Below are 17,105 nucleotides of genomic sequence, written 5' to 3'. Positions count from 1 at the left end.
GGTCATGCCGGCACCCGGTCCGCGTCGGTTACCGCCAGCCGGCGGGAGTTCTCCACCGCCATCGTCTGGATGTCCTGCTCGGTGAAGCCGGCTTCGAGTAGGCGGTCGGCGAAGAGTGCGAGGCCGTCCTCGACCGGTGGGTTGAATGGTTGTCCGAGGTCGCTGGAGAGTATCGAGTGTGCGATGCCGACGGTTCGGATGTTGTCGAACAGGTTGTCCCAGGAGACCTTTCCGGTGTACGCGGTGGTGTAGCAGCGTTCGAGCAGGGCGCCGGCTTCGGCGAGTTCGCGTTGCTGGTCGGCGGAGAGGCGTTGTGAGGTGAACTCGGGGTGGGTGACGACGATCCGGCGTACCCCTTCCTGCCTGGCGGCGTGGACCACGGCGAGGATTTCCGGGCCGTTGAGGTGTCCGGTGGCGAGGACGAGGTCGTGTCGGGCGATGACCCGGAGTACCTGGCGGACTCGTTCGAGTACGTGTCCGTGCGGGTCGAGTACCTCGACGATGTCGGGGACGATGCCCTGGGCGTGCAGGTCGGCCTGGAGTGCTCCCCACATTGCCGGTTTGGCGCCGGGTAGGTCGGTGGCGGTGCTGCGGCGTTGGTTGCCGGAGTCGACGGTGGGCATCCAGATGATTCGGGCGCCCTGCCGGCCGGCGATCTCGACGGCGGCCGGGTTCATCCCGCCGATCGTGCCGTTCAGGGTGAGTGCGCCGAGGACGTCCACTCCTGGTATCGCCTTGCGTACCACGGCCGCGCGTTCGGCGGTCGGCACGTAGTGGGACTTGAGGACGAAGCCGGCGAGTCCGACCTCGGCGAACCGGCCGGCCAGGTCGAGGTCGTCGATGCGCCGCTCCATCACGTCGGGTGCGATGTGCACGTGGGTGTCGTACGCCCCCCGCACCAGGGCACGGGCACGGGCGGACGGGACGGGGTGATCTGACATGACGCTCCTTGGAGGAGAAGGGATAGGCATGGCCGGTTCAGGCCGTACGGGTGCCGTCGGACGGGCCGGCCCCACGCCGGGCCGCCGAGGCGGTGTTGGCCAAAGTGGACTCGACGTGCCCGAGATGCCGCCGCATCGCGGCCTCGGCGGCGTCCGGGTCCCGGTTGGCGATCGCCTCCACGACCGCGGTGTGCTCGCCGAGCGACTGGGCCGGCCTGCTGGGCACCAGGATGGTGCGGTACTGGAACCGGACGAGCTGGGCCCGGAGCCCGGCGATCATCCGGGCCGCGGTCTCGTGCCGGGCCGCCGCGATGATCGCGGCGTGCAGGTCGGCGTTCCCCTCCGAATAGCCGAGCAGGTCGTCCTGCTCCAGCTTCTGGGTCATCCTGTCAAGCACCCGGCGAATGGTGGTGATCTCCCGGGCGGTGGCGTGCAGTGCCGCCTGCCGCGCGGTGAGCGCCTCCAGTACCGCCCGCGCCTGGAGGATCTCGACCGCCTCCTCCTCGGTGACCAGCCGGACGTGTGCGCCCCGGTTCGGGGTGCTCACCACCAGTCCGTCCTGGACGAGTCGGACCAGCACGGTCCGGACCACCGCCCGGCTGACCTGTAGCCGGGCCGCCAACTCGACCTCGATCAGCCGCTCGTTGGGCATCAGTTCGCCCCGGTGGATCGCCTCGCGGAGTTCCTGGTACGCCTCGTCCGCCGAGCGGGCCGGCGGGCGGCGCGGGGTGCCGACCGCTCGCCGTGCGGCGGTTGCCGGGGTTCGTGCGGCGTCACTCACGAGGTGGTCACCGTCGATGCCGGACGGGCCACCCCGCCGGCCGTACAGCCTGACCAGACGGTTGCCGCGCGACCCACCGACCGGGCGTACCCGGAGACGGCAGGCCGGGAAGTGTCCAGAGCGGTGTGTCCGCCGCCGCTCGCCGTCCCCCGGTACAGCCCGCCAGCCCGCAACATTGTCTCCTAGATTATCAACAATCGTGTTGACAGGATTGCTGCCAGAACTTCCCTTGTCAACAACGCCCTGAGCTGCGGAAAGGTCTCAACGACAGCGGGGAGCCCTCGGTCAGAGCCCCCAAAAATAGCTCAATTTCGTCGGTGACAAGCCAGACATGAGTCATCTACGATTCTCGACCGGGCGAGGGTCGGCGCGGTTGGTGTCGCTCAGATCAGGGGCCACATCCTCGGCGCGGGTGCGTTGGGACCGCCCATCCACAAGCGAAAGCTGGAGGCATAAATGTTCAGACGCTCTCGCGTCCTGGCGGCAACGCTGCTCGCCACGGCGCTGGCCATGAGCGGTTGCAGCGGCGACGACGGCGACGGCGCGTCCGCCGAGGGGACCGACAAGGTCGCCTACATCACGGCGTTCGGGGCCGTGGGTCGGGACTCCTTCGCCTGGGTCGCGAAGGAGAAGGGCTACTTCGCCGAGGTCGGCATCGAGGTCGACATCAAGAAGGGCGCCGGTAACGCGCAGAACCTCACGGCGCTCAAGTCGGGGCAGGTCCAGTTCGCCTCGCTCGACTTCACCGGCGCGGTGATCCAGGCCGGCAAGGGCGAGTTCACCGACTGGCGGGCGGTGGCCGCCGTACATCAGCAGACGCTGATCTCGGTCATGACCACCAAGGACACCGACATCACCGGCCCGAACGACCTGGCCGGCAAGACCATGGCCACCGGCAAGGGCTCGGTCACCGAACTGCTCTTCCCGGCGTACGCCAAGCTGGCCGGCCTCGACCCGGCGACCGTCAAGATCGAGGGTGTGCAGGCCACGGCGCTCAACGGTCTGATGGCGAGCCGCCAGGTGGACGCGCTCGGCACCTTCCTGCTCAGCCGGGACGCGCTGGCGGCGGCCTCCAAGAAGGAGGTCGTCGTCCTGCCGTACAGCGACTACCTGCGGGACCTGTTCGGCAACGCCATCATCACCACCCCCGGCCTGATCGAGAAGGACTCGGACCTGGTCCGCCGGTTCACCGGTGCCCTGCTGAAGGGCCTGCAGTACACCGTCGACCACCCGGAGGAGGCGGCGACGATCCTGAACAAGGCGGAGCCGACGTACCCGGTGGCCTCCGGGGTCGGCGAGATCAAGGCGATGACCCCGTACGTCGTGCCGGCCGGCGGCGCCCCGATCGGTTCGATGGACGAGGGGCGGGTGGCGCGGACCATCGCCATCCTGCAGGGCTCCGGCCTGATGCCGGCCGGACTCAGCCCGGCCAGCGTGGTCGACCTCAACGTCGTGCCGAAGACCTGACGACGCCTGCCTTGACAACGACCAGCACGATCTCGACCGCTGTCGAGAGCTCCTCGCCAGCGGTCGGGCGCACCTGACGGACAGGGGACGGTGGTCGGAGCGGCTGCCGTCCCTTCTTCGTCCCACCGCCGGGCGCTGCCCGGCACCTCGAACACCACGTTCATCGCCGCCCGAAAGGACCCTACGGGATTCACCATGACTGACAAGAGGACCGACGCCGGGCTGCGACGTCTCTGGGTCAACGCCGGGCTCCCCGCGCTGGGTACGCTGCTGGCGCTCGCGCTCTGGTGGTTGGTCACCATCGTCTTCAGCATCGAACCGTTCTGGCTACCCGCACCCCCGGACGTGGTGGACGCGTTCCAGCGGCTCTCCGGTCACCTGGTCGAACAGGCCGGAGTGACGCTGATGGAGACGGTCGTCGGCTTCGCCATCGGCTCGATCGGCGGAGCGGCCGTCGCGGTCCTCTTCGCCGCCTCGCGCACGATCGAGCGGATGACCATGCCGCTGATCGCCGCGGTCAACGCCGTGCCGAAGGCCGCGCTCGCCCCCCTGCTCATCGTCTGGATCGGCTTGAACACCCAGGCCAAGGTCGTCATGGTCGTGCTGCTCTGCTTCTTCCCGGTCCTGGTCTCCACCATGGCCGGGCTGACCTCCGTCCCCAACGACCTGCGCGAACTCGCCCACTCGCTCTCCTCCTCGTGGTGGCAGACCTTCCTGAAGGTCCGGCTGACCTGGGCACTGCCGCAGGTCTTCGTCGGTTTGAAGGTGGCCTCCTCGCTGGCCATCATCGGGGCGGTCATCGGTGAACTCACCAACCCCGACCGCGGGCTCGGCTCGGTCGTCGTCAGTTCCAGCCAGTCCGCGGACACGCCGCTGGCCTTCGCCGCGCTGACCCTGCTGGCCATCATGGGCGCCGGGCTGTTCTACCTGGTCGCGGCGCTGGAGCGGATCCTCGTGCCGTGGGCCCGGGCGATCTCGTCGTGACCGGAACACACCTCGCTAGGAGGGCACAATGATCAAGATTGCCGGACTGTCCCGGACTTTCCAGGGGAAATCCGGGACGGTGGAGGCGCTGCGCGACATCAACCTCGATGTCGGCAACGGCGAGTTCCTGGCGGTGATCGGCCGGTCCGGCTGCGGCAAGTCCACGCTGCTGCGGATCATCGCCGGGCTGATCCGGCCGAGCCGGGGCGAGGTAATGGTCGCTGGCGAGCCGGTCGGTCGGCCCCGCCGGGACGTCGCGATGGTGTTCCAGCGCCCGGCGCTGCTGCCGTGGCGCAGCGTACGGAACAACGTGCTGCTGCCGGTGGAGATCTTCCGCTGGCGGCGGGCCGAGCACCGCGAGCACGCCGAGCGGCTGCTGGAGATGACCGGCCTGAGTGGCTTCGCCGACCGCCTTCCACATGAACTCTCCGGCGGCATGCAGCAACGGGTCTCGCTCTGCCGGGCCCTCATCCAGCGGCCCAAGGTGCTGCTGATGGACGAGCCGTTCTCCGCGCTGGACGCGCTGACCCGAGAGGAGCTGGCCGTCGAGTTGCAGCGCATCCACATGGAACTGGGCACCACCGTGGTCTTCGTGACCCACTCCATCCAGGAGGCGGTGCTGCTCGCCGACCGGGTGGCGGTACTGAGTGCCCGGCCCGGCCGGCTGCGCAAGCTCGTCGACATCGACATCCCGCGTCCGCGCTCGTTCGGGCACAACGCCCACCTGGAGGATGTCGCCGCCGCCTCCGCCGAGCTGCACCAACTGCTGCTCAGCGACCACATGCCGGCGGCCTCGACCGCCGGCTGACCTCCACCCGGCCGCCCCGGCCACCAGCCGCCGCCGGGTGCGGTGAGCACGCCAGCGGGCGGCACGAAAGATCCTTTCCCACCGGCCGGCCAGGCGGAGTTCTCGCCCGGCCGGCCGGCTCGTTGGATTCCTCCCCGATCCGCCGCCGGTGACCCAGAGTTACTGGATCGTCCCGTCCGATGAAGTCCTCTGCTCCGACGAACCGGCGAACGCGCTCCGCCGGGCATGTCGACGTCTGGTGTCACATCTCGGGTGCCGGCGGTGCTTTGAAGATGTGGAGGAAGATGTGGAGTTCGCCGGGCGCCGTGCGACCGTACTGGCCACGGCCGTCGCTGCGGTGCCGTCCGCCGGCGGTGGCAGGGCGGCCGGACGAGCCGGACGGAGGGATGCCGTGGCCGTGTCGACTCCTCCGGGACGGAAAGCGGTCCGTTCCGATCTTGAGCAGGTCTTCCGCTCCGCCTACCCGCGGGTAGTCGCCGTCGCCGCGCGGGTGCTCGGCTCCGGGGACCAGGCCGAGGACGTGGCGCAGGAGGTGTTCCTGACGTTCGGACGCTCCCGCGTGCCGGCGGCGGAGGCGGTGGGCTGGTTGTGCGTCGCCGCGGCGCACACCGCACTGAACCATCTCCGAACCGGTCGACGTCGCGCCTCCCGGGAGAAGGCCGCCGGTGTCGGTGATGCCGTCAGCCCTGACGTCGCGGACGTGGTCGTGACCCTCGACGAGCGCCGTCGTGTGCGCAGGGCGCTGGCACGGCTGCCCCGCAAGCAGGCCGTGGCCCTGGTGCTTCGACACAGCGGCCTGAGCTACGCCGAGGTGGCGGCCGCTCTTGAACTGTCCCCCGGCAGCGTGGGCACCGTCGTGCGCCGCGCCGAGTCCGCCCTACGCAAGGAGTTGAACCGTCATGCGCCATCCGACTGACGGCATGTTGCGCCGGCTTGTGGACGAGCCCGTCGGCGTCGCTGACGCCGACCGCGAGCACGTCGCGGACTGCCCGAAATGCCTGTCCGGACTGGCAGCCGCCCGCCGGGACGCCGCGTTCGCCGGTGCGGCGCTCGATGTCGAGGTCAGCACCGACGTCGAGCACGGCTGGCACCGCCTGTCCCGGGCGATCGCCGCGGACCGTCCCCGGCAGGTGACTGTGGCCGCCCGCCCACCGCGATGGCGTACGGCGCTGCGCAGCCCGCTGTTCGCCGGTGTCGCGGCGGTCGCGCTGCTGACCGGGGCCACCACCGCCGCCGCCGCGAACTGGCTGCCGATCTTCCGTACCGAGCGGATCGCGCCGATCACGGTCACCCAGGCCGATCTGCTCCGGCTGCCGGACCTCTCGGCGTACGGCGAGGCCAAGGTGACCAAGGTCGCCGACATCCGCCCGGTCGCCGATGCCACCGCGGCGGAGCAGGCCACCGGCCTCTCCGCGCCTCGGGTGCGCAAGCTGCCCCGTGGTGTGACCGGCGAACCGGCGTTCCACGTCGGCAACCAGGTGAGCGCCACGTTCACGTTCTCGGCGGAGAAGGCGGCGCAGACCGCGGCGGCCGCCGGCAGGCCGCTGCCCCCACCGCCGCCGGGCCTTGAGGGCAGCCCGTTCAGGATGACCGCCGGCCCGGGCCTCGCCGCGATCTGGTCGCAGTCCCAGGGAAGGCCGGCCATGATCGTCGGCCGGGTGGTCGCACCGGCCGTCTACTCCTCAGGCATCCCGTTCGAGACCGCCCGCGACTACCTGCTCTCACTGCCCGGCCTGCCGGAGGACGTGGCGTCGCAGTTGCGCGGCTTCACCGACGACGGCACGACGCTGCCGCTGATCGTGAAGATCGGTAAGGAGACGAGCTTCTCCGCCGAGGTCGACGGCGCACCGGCCACCGTCCTCAGCACCAGGGGCGGCACTCTCGCGGCCGTCTTCTGGGTCAAGGACGGCGTCCTCAACGCGGTGGCCGGCTCGCTCGGCACCGACGAGGTGCTGTCGGTGGCTCGCGGATTGCGGTGGGGCCGATGACATCCGAGCCCACCACCCGGCAGGGCGACCTCCCCTCCCCCGACGCTGCGGCGCAACTCCTAGCCGACCTGCCTCCGTCACCGGCGGTGTGGTGCTCGGGCCTGCGCAAGCGGTACCGGCGCCGGACCGCGGTCGACGACGTCTCCCTCACCGTCGGGCGCGGCGAGGTGGTCGGCCTGCTCGGGCCCAACGGAGCCGGCAAGACCTCCGTCATCAAGATGCTGCTCGGTCTCGTCCGACCCGACGCCGGCGAGGTGCTGCTGCTCGGGCGACCGGCCCGGGACCCGCACTCCCGCACCCACGTCGGCTACCTACCGGAGCTTTTCCGGTATCAGCCGTGGCTGTCCGCCGCCGAGGTGCTGGCCCTGCACACCCGGCTCGCCGGCGCCACGGTGCCGGCTGTGGAGCGGCAGGAATGCCTGGCCATGGTGGGCCTCGCCGACCGTGCCGGCGACCGGGTGGGCGGCTTCTCCAAGGGCATGCAGCAGCGCCTCGGGCTGGCCGTGGCGCTGGTGGCCCGCCCCGAACTCGTCATCCTCGACGAGCCGACGAGCGCCCTCGATCCTGTCGGCCGGGCCGACGTGCGGGACCTGCTGCTCTCCCTCAAGGCTCGCGGGGTCGCCGTCCTGCTCAACTCCCACCTCATCGGCGAGGTGGAGCGGGTCTGCGACCGGGTCGTCATCCTCGACAAGGGCCGGGTCGCCGCATCCGGTACCCTGCCGGAGCTGCTCGGCCAGCGTGAGCTGCGACTTCGCCTCGACGGGGTGGGCGCGCAGGCGGAGGCCCGGCTGGCCGCCGCCGGCCCGCTCACCCGTACCGGGGACGCGTTCACCGTGACCCTCCCCGCAGAGCAGGACGGCACCGACGTGCCCGACCTCGTGGCGGATCTGGTCAGCCTCGGGGTACGCGTACACGCCGTCGAGCCGGGGCGGATCAGCCTCGAACAGCGGCTGCTCGACATCCTGCGTACCAACCCTACCGAGGAGCACGGATGACCGCCCGTACCGTCTTCACCGTCGCCACGCTCACCGTCAAGGAGGCCACCCGCCGGCGGGTACTGCTCGCGCTCATCGCGCTGACGGTCGTACTGCTCGCGGTCAGCGCCTTCGGGTTCTCCCGGATCGACGCCACGTTCGGCGGGTTGACCACCGGAGAGGCCCGGCTGGCGGCCGCGATGGTGCTGAACCTGGTGATGTTCGGCCTGAGCCTGACCGCCGCGCTCGGCACGGCGTTCCTCGCCGGTCCCACCCTGGCCGGTGAGACCGAAACCGGGATCGCGCTTTCCGTCCTGGCCCGACCGGTCCGCCGCTCGGCGGTGCTGCTGGGCAAGTGGCTGGGGCTCGTGACCTTCGGCGGCGGCTTCGTGGCCGTGGCCGGACTCGCCCAACTCCTCATCGTCCGAACCACCACGGGCTACTGGCCACCCCGGCCGGTGACCGGTCTGGCACTGCTCGCCGCGCAGGCCGCGGTCCTGCTCACCCTCGGCCTGCTGCTCTCCACCGCCGTCTCTCCGATGGCGTCGGGCATCGTGGCGGTCGGGCTCTTCGGCGCCACCTGGATCGGCGGCGTGGTCGGCGCGTTCGGCGAAGCGCTCGGCAACGAGAGCGTGGCCCGGATCGGCACCGTCTCCCGGATGCTGCTCCCGACCGACGGCCTGTGGCGCGGAGCCATGAACGCCTTCCAGGACCCGACCCTGCTGATCCAGTTCCAGGAGGCGTTCAAGGGGCATCCCTTCCTGAGCGAGGCGGCCCTCACCCCCACCTATCTCGCCTGGACCGGCCTCTGGATCGCCCTCGCCCTCGGACTCGCGGCGGTGTCCTTCCAGCGCCGGGACCTTTGAGCAGCCGGCCACCCGAGCTTCACCGCGACCTCGTAGCCGCGCCCGGGCGTCCGCCCGGGCCAGGGCGGGCGCGGCGGGCAGGCATGACGGCGGGCCGCGCGCCGGACGAGAACGCCAGGCGGTAGTGGCGCGGGCTCACGCCGACGATCTGCCGGAACCGCTCCCGGAACGCCGTCGCCGAGGTGAACCCGACCAGATCGCCGACGTGTTCCACCGGCTGGTCGCCGGTCTCCAGCAGGAGTTGCGCGCGGCGGATGCGCTGCCGGTTGAGCCACTGCATGGGGGTGCTTCCGGTCTGGTCGCGGAAGTGCCGGCTCAGCGACCGGGTGCTCATCGACGCTTCGCGGGCAATGGCGGCCAGGGTCAGTGGGGCGTGGAGATTGTCGGTCAGCCAGGTCAGCAGTGGTTGCAGGGAGATCCCGGCCGGGGTCGGTGGCTCGTGCGCGATGAACTGCGCCTGGCCACCGGCCCGCTCCAGCGGCATGACCGAGGTTCGCGCGGTCTGCGCGGCGACCGCGGCGCCGTGGTCACGCCGTACGAGGTGCAGGCAGAGATCCAGTCCTGCGGCGGCACCCGCCGAGGTCAGTACCGACCCGTCGTCGACGAACAGCACCTCCGGGTCGACCTCGACGGCGGGGTGGCGACGAGCCAGCTGCGCGGCGGCAGCCCAGTGCGTGGTGGCCCGGCGACCGTCGAGCAGTCCGGCGGCGGCCAGGAGGAAGGCACCGGTACAGATGGAGACCAGCCGGCCGGTCGCGGCGGCGAGCGCCGCGACGAGTCCGGGCGGGATCGGGGCGTCGATGTCGGCGACACCGGGGACGACGACCGTGTCGGCTTCGGCCAGCGTGGGCAACCCGTACGGGGCACGGATGGTGATCGGCCCGGCCCGGACCTCGTCGGCGGCCGCGCAGACCCGAAGCTGGTACGCGGGGCGGCCGTCGGCCAGCCGAGCGCGGCCGAAGACCTCGATCGGCACGGACAGGTCGAACGGGACCACGCCGTCGAAGGCGAGGATCACGACGCGATGCATACCCCATTCTGGCTGGAATCCGTCGGTGGCTGTCTCGCCAGCCACTGCCGGTCGACGACTGCCACACCTACGTTTTGTGACCATGACCGTCCTCGTGCCGCTGTTCATCGGTGTGCTCTACGTCCTGGTGAACTCCCTGATCGCCGAGCCGCACCGCCGCCGTTTCAACGCGGTCATGCTCGGCGGGGCGGGAGCGGCCTATCTCAGCGGCGGCGGGTTGGGAATCGGGGAGTTCGCGTTCACCGCCGTGCTCACCTACCTGGCCTATCGCGGGCTGGAGTCGTGGACGTTCATCGGGGCGGGCTGGTTGCTGCACACCGCCTGGGACGTCGTGCACCACCTACGCGGTGAGCCGATCATCCCCTCGGCCCACGACTCCTCGTTCGGCTGTGCGATCTGCGACCCGGTGATCGCCATCTGGTGCCTCGCGGGCGGTCCCTCCGTCTGGCGCCACGCCCGGCCGTGGCGGCCGGTCAGGCTTCGCCTGGGTCAGCGACTCGGCCGGCGATCCAAATCGTCGGCCTGGACGTACAGCACGGCTTCGCCTTCGGCGGGGCCGCGTGCCCGCCGGGCGAATCCCGGGTAGAAGAACGGGATGTTGTCCGCCTGAGCCGACCCGCCACCCGCTGCACCTCGTCGGCAGGATCGTTGCTCATCCGGGCAGAGGATGGCAGGCGGCTGCCCGCAGGGCACCGTGGTCCGGCGGACACGGTCCTGCCTCACCGGTAGCCGGTGGCGTCGGCGGGCCTGCCGGCATCCTGCACCTCCACGATGTATCGCCACGCGTCGGGTTGGCTGCCGTCCACGTCCGTGAACCCGTAGACCCGGGCGAGCTGGCCGCTGGAGACGGACGTACCCGACCGGCGCGCCCGGTCGGGATCGGCGGCGAGCGCGGCGACTCCCCGGCCGACGTAGGTCGGCGACTCGGAGATGACGAGGCGGGCCTCCTTGACCGCCGCCTCCCGCCAGTTCGCTTCGGTCACTCCGAACAGGTCGAGCATCAGCTCCGACCGCAGCCTCCCGGAGTCACCGCGACCGCCGCGCTCGCGTACGGCGCCGGCTCGTGGCTCTGCGCCAGCGTGAGCCGTTCCACCGCCCCCTTGACCAGGTCGTAGTAGACGCCCACCCGGTGACGGTACGCACGGTTGTATTCGAAGGTGCCGTCGGTCATCTCGACCACGAGCCCGCCCGGGTTCCGGATCAGCAGCGGGAGCGCGAAGTGACTCGTGGTTCTGATCGTGGCATCGCTACCTGACAACCGATGTCTGATTCGATCCGCCCGGCCGGTGACCCCGGGCACTCCTCTCGACGGGCGTACCGACCGAGCGGGTGACACGGGCCGGCCGGCGGAAGTCTCAGGTCACCAGGCCGCTGCGGTAGGCGTAGACCACCGCCTGTACGCGGTCGCGCAGGTCGAGCTTGGTGAGGATGCGCGACACGTACGTCTTGACGGTCTCCTGACTGATCACCAGGGTCGTGGCGATCTCGCTGTTGGACAGGCCGTTGGCGATGAGGCGCAGCACCTCCAGTTCGCGCGGGGTCAACCCGGCGCCGTCCGGCATGCCCTCGGCGGGACGGATCCGCGCCGCGTACCTGCCGACGAGTTGCCGGGTCACCTCGGGTGCCAGCAGTGCGGCACCGGTCGCGACGGTGCGGATGCCGTGCAGCAGTTGTGCCGGCGGGGCGTCCTTGAGCAGGAATCCGCTCGCCCCCGCGCGCAGCGCCTCGTACACGTACTCGTCCAGGTTGAACGTCGTCACCACGAGCACCTTGACCGGTTGCGCCACCCCGACCCCGGCCAGCAGGCGGGTCGCCTGGATGCCGTCGAGTACCGGCATCCGTACGTCCATCACCACCACGTCCGGATGCAGCCGGCCGGCGAGGTCGACCGCGCCGCGCCCGTCCCCGCACTCGCCCACCACCTCGAGGTCGGGCTGCGCGTCGATGATCGTCGAGAACCCGGTGCGGATCAGCGCCTGGTCGTCACAGACCAGTACCCGGACCGGCGTGGTCACGAGCGGCTCCCCGCGGGGATGCGGGCCCGCACGACGAAGCCGCCGCCCGGCTGCCGGTCCGCGCTGAACTCGCCGCCCAGCACGTCGACGCGTTCGCGGAGCCCGGCCAGGCCCCGTCCGCTTCCGCCGGGCGAGGCGGTCCGCGACTCGGAACCGTCGGTGCTGACCTCCACGGTGATCTCCCTTGCGCCGTGCTGCACCTGGACCACGGTGCGGCTGCCGTGAGCGTATTTGAGGGCGTTCGTCAGGGCCTCCTGCACCACCCGGTAGGCCGCCATCTCGGCGCTGCCGGTCGACTCCGCCGGCCTGCCCTGCTCGGTGAACTCCACCGGCTGCCCGGCCCGGCGCGTCTGCTCCACCAGCCCGGGAAGGTCGCCGACGGACGGCATCCTGGCGTCGGTCCCGTGGTCGGGGTTGAGCAGGTCGAGCAGGTGTCGCAAATCGGTGATGGCCCGCCGGCCGGTGTCGGTGATGGCGCTGAGGGTCTCGTCGAGCCGGGCGGGGGCGGCGGTCAGGTATCGTGCCGCCTCCGCCTGCACGACCATCGCCGTCACATGGTGGGTCACCACGTCGTGGAGTTCCCGGGCGATGCGGGTGCGTTCGGCGGTGCGGGTGGCCTCGGCGACGCGGTGCCGGCGCTCGGCCTCGGCGGCCCGGGTGGATCGCAGCCACGATCCGATTCCCCAGGCGAGGACCAGCGCCAGGTAGAACACCACGAATCCCTCCACCGGCTCGGTGGCGCCGAGCCGGTGCAGCGCGACCGCCAGCGGCAGGTACGCCGCGGAGAGCAGCACCGCCGCGGCACGCCGGTGACGTTCCAGGTAGGCGCCCGCGCTCAGCAGGGCGATCGGCAGCGCGGTGCCCGCGAACGCGTGGTAACCGAGAAGCTGGTCGCCGACGAAGCCGAGCGACACCAGGACCAGACACACGGCCGGCCACCGCCGGCGTACCGCCAGCGGTAGGGCCTGCAGGGCGATCACCGCGACGGCCAGCGCGTCGAAGGGGCGGGTTGGCAGGTCGCCGACCTGGGTCCCCTGGCCGTGGAACGCCGGCAGCAGCGACGCGACGGCGAGCAGCAGCGCGAACGGGAGATCCCGGACCGTGACGTCATACCGCCGCCACCGGTCCGGGACCCGTCGAAGGTCGATCACCGCGCGAGCGTAGCGGTCGGGTCGGTCCGGGCGGAGCGCCGGCGGCGGGGCACCAGGTGGCCACGCCGGCGGGCCAGCCACATGAACACGATGGTCAGCACCACGCCGGCCAGCACCGCGTACAGGCTCGCCTCCGGCCCGAACCCGCCGCCGCTGAGCAGGGTCGGCCCGGACAGTACGCCGTCCAGCAGACCCTCCGGCCCGGTCCTGCCGGAGGCGGTGGTGCCGAAGACGCCGGCCTGGGCGAAGTTCCAGCCGAAGTGCAGGCCGATCGGCAGCCACAGGGTGCGGGTGGCGGCGTACGCGGCGGCGAGCATGCCACCGGCCTCGACCGCGATGGCGATCGCGCCCCACAGGGTGGCGTGCGCGTTGAACAGGTGCGCCAGGCCGAACAGCAGGCCGGTCAGCACCAGCGATCCCCACGTGCCGATACGCTCCTCGACGATCCGGAACAGGATGCCGCGAAAGATCAGCTCCTCCGTCACGGCAGCTGCGGCCATGAAACCGAGCAGCGCCAGTGCGCCCGCCGCCGAGCCCATGCCGTCGATCCGATAGCCGCCGAGCAGCGCGATGTTCGCGATGACAGCCGCGAACATCCCGACACCGATCAGCAGTCCCCGGCCGACGGCAGCACCAGCGCCTTTCCCGGCCACCTCCACCGGCGCCCGACGCTCGGTGCGCCGCACCACCCACGCGTACGTGAGCAACGCGAGCACCGCGGTCGCGAGACCGAGACCCAGGGTGAGGAACGGGTTTCCCCGCACCGCACCGACGGCCAGGCTGCCGGCGAGGGCGACCGCCGCGACGGCCCCGAACTGCTTCAACAGTCGCATGACGACTCCTTCGCGAGAAGGCCACGGCCGAAGCGCCGTGGCTGTCTCGAACGCTATGGATTCGTCGGCCCGGAATCGTCACCGCACGGTGGACACTCCTTGGTAGCTCGCCCGGGGGACAAGCGTTGCCGCGGAAGACGCGGACGGCGCCGCGACAGGCGTCAGTACTGCATGACGCAGTAGACGACGGTCGGATGTGTGAACCGGTACCAGCGGTTCCACCTGTGGTCCCGCGTGCACCTGTCACCGTTGGATGCGCCTGGGACTATGTCGATGATGTGAACCGTGCCCTTCGCCTTGCACTTCGGCGCGTGGACGATCCAGCCGTCACCCTTCGGGAACCGGTAGCAGAAGAAGCGCACCAGGTGGCGCTCCAGACAGAGCCGATATCCGTCTTCGGTGATGTAGGGGGCGTCGGGGTCGGCGCAGTTGCGCTGGTCGTAGTCGACCGACACCACCCGGTAGGTGCCGCTGGTGCCGTTGCAGTTGCCGACCCCGAGGAAGTTCCCGGCCTGGTCGACGCCGATGCACTGCCCGATGCTGGCCGGCGGCGGTGGCGGCGCCGGCCTGGTCGGCGGTGCCGGCGCGGTCGTGCGGACCGCCTCGGGTGGCGGGTAGGTGCTTCCGACGGTGGTCCGCGAACTGTCCTTCCGGTTGTTGATCACCACGCCGACCGCCGCGACCCCGCAGACTCCGACCAGGCACAGGGCCAGGATCCCACCGACCAGGCCGATGATGAGCGGCCCGTTGGACTTCGGCGGGGCCGGTGCTGGCACGGCGATGCCGGTCTGCGGTGGGGGCACGCCCGGATAGCCGGGCGGGCCCGGCGGTGGAGGCCAGGTCACGCAACGAGTGTCACACAGGCCTCCGTCAGCCGGCCATCCGTCCATCCAGGACAGCAGCCGGCTTTCACGGCGTTCCGTCGCCTGCCTGCCGGTGATCGCGCGGGTGTCGCACTCGTACCGGTACCGGTACCGGCGGGTACCATGCGACCGGCCCAGCGGCGATGCGGTCGCGTCAACCCCGGGCACCCTGCCGGGTCAGGGAGGCCAGGTACCGTTCGCGGTGCCGGGGATCGGCGGTGGTCCGCGCCCGGGTCCGTGGTTCGCCGCGGACCGGCCGGTAGCCGTCGAACGTGGACTCGACGACGCCCTCGCCCCCGGTCAGTCCCGGTAGCTGTCGTTGCAGGTGCGGCAGTCGCGCGGCTGGTACGACCGCCCCGATCGTGGTCAGGTCGCCCCGTACCGACTGCTGCCGTACTGCCGCGCCGAGGCGGCCCAGGGCCGTCAGCACGGCGCTGATCGCCCACACCGGGATTTCTAGGCTCACCCGGAGCACCGGCTCGCAGACCACGGTTCCGGCCAGGTCGAGCGCCCGCATCAGCACGATCGGCGTGAGGTTGCGGAAGTCCGCCGGGGTACTCAGCGGGCCCCGCCTCGACGGCGGGCCGTCGGCCAGGCTGTAGCTGCAGTCGATCATGGTGACGACGCAGTCGGTGACCTGCCAGCCGAACCTGCCCTCGCGCAGGGCCCGGCGCACGTACTGGCTCATGTGCTCCGCGAAAGTGCCGGCGTTGCGGTAGACGTACATCGGCACTGCGTGCGGCTCGACCCGCATCCGGAACTCGGTTCCCGAGTTGGCCGGACCGGGCTCGATCCGCAGGCCGATGGTGGCCTGGAACGGGTTCGACTCGGTGTTCAGGATCTCGACGGCCTCGCCGCGCCGGACCGGACGCTCGACACAGACGACGGTCGTCTCGCGGAACGTGACCTCGATGCCGAACTCGGTCGCCAGGGTCGCCTGGACGACCTCCTTCTGGACCTCACCGTAGAGCGAGACGGAGACCTCCCGGCCGGTGTCGTCCGCCCGGACGGCGATCAGCGGATCCTGTTCGGCCAGCCACGCCAGCGCGGCGCGCAACGCGCCGTCGTCAGCCGGGCGTACCGGGGCGAGAACGGTCTCCATCGTCGGCGGGGCGAAATGGTGCTCGTTGCCGGTCGGGGGTGGCCGACCGATCGTGTCGCCGATCCGTACCCCGGTCAGACCCCACAGCCGGCCGATCTCGCCGGCGGCGAGTTCCGGGCGTCGGACCCACCCACCGTTGTCCGAGACACTGATGGCCGTCGCCTTGGCCTCGGCCTCGGCGCCACCGACGCCCGTGACGCAGCACCGCTGCCGGACGCGCAGCGTGCCGGCGAACATCCGGACGTAGGCGATCTTCTCCCCCGCCGGCCCACGGTCGATCTTGAAGATGCGGCCGGAGACAGCGGCTCCGGGATCGCCGGCCTCCGCGGGCAGCAGTTCGGCCAGGCCGGCCATCAGCACGGCCACGCCCTCCCCGGTGATCGCCGACCCGAGGAAGACGGGATGGACCAACGACCGCCGCGTCTGCGCCGCCAGTTCCCCGCGCAGCCGCCGGTCCGTGACGGCGCGCTCATTCTCGACGTACGCGGCCAGCAGTGAGTCGTCCCGGTCGACGAGCGCCTCGGTCAGCGCCACCCGGAACACGGGGTCGCCGAAACCGTACGGGACGAACCTTGCCGCGGGAGTACCGATCCCGCCGACCGTACCCATCGGGATGATCGCGGCCGTGAGCCGGTTCCTGACGGCCTCGAGTACCCGCCCGGCATCGGCACCGCCCCGGTCGATCTTGTTGACGAACAGCAGCGTCGGTACGCGCAACCGCCGTAGCGCGCGCATCAGGACGCGGGTCTGCGGCTGGACGCCCTCGACCGCCGAGATCACCAGAACGGCGCCGTCGAGCAGGCTGAGTACCCGCTCGACCTCGGCGATGAAGTCCGGGTGGCCGGGTGTGTCGATCAGGTTGACCGTCACGCCGGCGATCTCGAACGACACGACGGCGGACTTGATGGTGATGCCACGCTGGCGTTCCAGCGCCAGCGTGTCGGTGCGGGTCGTGCCGGCATCGACCTCGCCGACGGTGTCGATGACCCCGGCCGCGTACAGCAGCCGTTCGGTCAGAGTCGTCTTACCGGCGTCGACATGCGCCAGGATCCCCAGGTTCAGCGTTCTCCGCGCCAACCGCCACACCCCTCGAAGAAATCGACGTTTCCTGTCCGATGGAGGTGGACGTGGCTCGCATATCATCTCCCTGGTCGTTGAAGCTTTTTCAACCTGAACCGCGCGGCGCGTGGCCCCGACCTCCTCGCGGCCACGACGGACCGCAAGGGAGGTGGAAAAGGTTGTTCGTCGGTTGGACCTCGCCCGAGTCAACCACGGCTCGGAACCCCGCACGACCGAGTTAAC

The 17,105-nt window shown here is 71.0% G+C and carries 16 protein-coding genes and 1 pseudogene; 8 read left to right on the top strand and 9 right to left on the bottom strand.

Translation table 11 applies throughout. The annotated features are described in order from the left end of the window. Window positions 1-2 precede the first annotated feature (2 nt). Both R6Y94_RS32125 and R6Y94_RS32120 read right to left on the bottom strand, forming a co-directional pair. Window positions 3-941 carry a DUF6282 family protein gene (locus tag R6Y94_RS32125; protein ID WP_318399735.1) on the bottom strand — a complete coding sequence of 313 codons (939 nt, stop codon included), beginning with the start codon at window positions 939-941 and terminating at the stop codon, window positions 3-5. 37 nt (window positions 942-978) lie between these two features. Then, window positions 979-1,722, bottom strand: coding sequence for a GntR family transcriptional regulator (locus R6Y94_RS32120; RefSeq protein ID WP_318399733.1), 744 nt, complete (start codon window positions 1,720-1,722; stop codon window positions 979-981). 456 nt (window positions 1,723-2,178) lie between these two features. Between R6Y94_RS32120 and R6Y94_RS32115 the strand changes: the two genes are divergently transcribed. From R6Y94_RS32115 to R6Y94_RS32085, 7 genes are all read left to right on the top strand, one after another. Next, entirely contained in the window at window positions 2,179-3,189 is a 1,011-nt protein-coding gene (locus R6Y94_RS32115; RefSeq protein WP_318399731.1) for an ABC transporter substrate-binding protein, read from the top strand. A 195-nt stretch (window positions 3,190-3,384) separates the two neighbouring features. Then, on the top strand, window positions 3,385-4,173 hold the full coding sequence (locus tag R6Y94_RS32110) for an ABC transporter permease (protein WP_318399729.1): 789 nt from the start codon (window positions 3,385-3,387) through the stop codon (window positions 4,171-4,173). 28 nt (window positions 4,174-4,201) lie between these two features. Beyond that, complete coding sequence (locus tag R6Y94_RS32105; protein WP_318399727.1) at window positions 4,202-4,981, top strand: ABC transporter ATP-binding protein; 780 nt, start codon at window positions 4,202-4,204, stop codon at window positions 4,979-4,981. A gap of 391 nt (window positions 4,982-5,372) precedes the next feature. After that, window positions 5,373-5,897 carry a sigma-70 family RNA polymerase sigma factor gene (locus R6Y94_RS32100; RefSeq protein ID WP_318399726.1) on the top strand — a complete coding sequence of 175 codons (525 nt, stop codon included), beginning with the start codon at window positions 5,373-5,375 and terminating at the stop codon, window positions 5,895-5,897. Then, window positions 5,881-6,969, top strand: coding sequence for a hypothetical protein (locus R6Y94_RS32095; protein ID WP_318399724.1), 1,089 nt, complete (start codon window positions 5,881-5,883; stop codon window positions 6,967-6,969). The genes R6Y94_RS32100 and R6Y94_RS32095 overlap by 17 nt, the downstream gene beginning before the upstream one ends. After that, window positions 6,966-7,964 (top strand): ABC transporter ATP-binding protein, encoded by a 999-nt coding sequence (locus tag R6Y94_RS32090; protein WP_318399722.1) that lies wholly within the window; start codon window positions 6,966-6,968, stop codon window positions 7,962-7,964. The genes R6Y94_RS32095 and R6Y94_RS32090 overlap by 4 nt, the downstream gene beginning before the upstream one ends. Beyond that, window positions 7,961-8,809 carry an ABC transporter permease subunit gene (locus tag R6Y94_RS32085; RefSeq protein ID WP_318399720.1) on the top strand — a complete coding sequence of 283 codons (849 nt, stop codon included), beginning with the start codon at window positions 7,961-7,963 and terminating at the stop codon, window positions 8,807-8,809. Before R6Y94_RS32090 ends, R6Y94_RS32085 begins: the two co-directional genes overlap by 4 nt. Before the next feature lie 19 nt (window positions 8,810-8,828). Here R6Y94_RS32085 and R6Y94_RS32080 read toward each other — a convergent pair whose 3' ends face one another. Beyond that, the gene (locus tag R6Y94_RS32080) at window positions 8,829-9,839 is read right to left on the bottom strand and encodes a GlxA family transcriptional regulator (RefSeq protein WP_318399718.1); all 1,011 of its coding nucleotides are present in this window, start codon (window positions 9,837-9,839) and stop codon (window positions 8,829-8,831) included. Between the two features lie 82 nt (window positions 9,840-9,921). Here R6Y94_RS32080 and R6Y94_RS32075 point away from each other — a divergent pair, with 82 nt between their 5' ends. After that, window positions 9,922-10,425, top strand: coding sequence for a DUF6010 family protein (locus tag R6Y94_RS32075; RefSeq protein WP_318399716.1), 504 nt, complete (start codon window positions 9,922-9,924; stop codon window positions 10,423-10,425). Window positions 10,426-10,558: 133 nt separating this feature from the next. Here the strand turns inward: R6Y94_RS32075 and R6Y94_RS32070 are convergent. The 6 genes and pseudogenes from R6Y94_RS32070 to R6Y94_RS32045 all read right to left on the bottom strand — a co-directional run. After that, window positions 10,559-11,067: pseudogene (locus R6Y94_RS32070) on the bottom strand (short-chain dehydrogenase); the annotation flags it as partial. 127 nt (window positions 11,068-11,194) lie between these two features. Next, window positions 11,195-11,854, bottom strand: coding sequence for a response regulator transcription factor (locus tag R6Y94_RS32065; RefSeq protein WP_318399714.1), 660 nt, complete (start codon window positions 11,852-11,854; stop codon window positions 11,195-11,197). Further along, window positions 11,851-13,005 carry a histidine kinase gene (locus R6Y94_RS32060; protein ID WP_318399712.1) on the bottom strand — a complete coding sequence of 385 codons (1,155 nt, stop codon included), beginning with the start codon at window positions 13,003-13,005 and terminating at the stop codon, window positions 11,851-11,853. Before R6Y94_RS32060 ends, R6Y94_RS32065 begins: the two co-directional genes overlap by 4 nt. Continuing rightward, window positions 13,002-13,838: a CPBP family intramembrane glutamic endopeptidase gene (locus tag R6Y94_RS32055; protein ID WP_318399710.1), complete on the bottom strand. Its 837-nt coding sequence runs from the start codon at window positions 13,836-13,838 to the stop codon at window positions 13,002-13,004. The genes R6Y94_RS32060 and R6Y94_RS32055 overlap by 4 nt, the downstream gene beginning before the upstream one ends. Before the next feature lie 161 nt (window positions 13,839-13,999). After that, a complete protein-coding gene (locus tag R6Y94_RS32050) occupies window positions 14,000-14,683 on the bottom strand; it encodes a hypothetical protein (protein WP_318399708.1) in 684 nt (227 codons plus the stop codon). Between the two features lie 172 nt (window positions 14,684-14,855). Then, complete coding sequence (locus R6Y94_RS32045) at window positions 14,856-16,880, bottom strand: translation factor GTPase family protein (RefSeq protein ID WP_318399707.1); 2,025 nt, start codon at window positions 16,878-16,880, stop codon at window positions 14,856-14,858. Between the last annotated feature and the right edge of the window lie 225 nt (window positions 16,881-17,105).

The organism is Plantactinospora sp. KLBMP9567, assembly GCF_033446045.1.
Classification (GTDB): Bacteria; Actinomycetota; Actinomycetes; order Mycobacteriales; family Micromonosporaceae; genus Plantactinospora.
The sequence above is the reverse complement of the archived record's forward strand: the minus strand, read 5'-3'. Positions and strand labels throughout refer to the sequence as shown.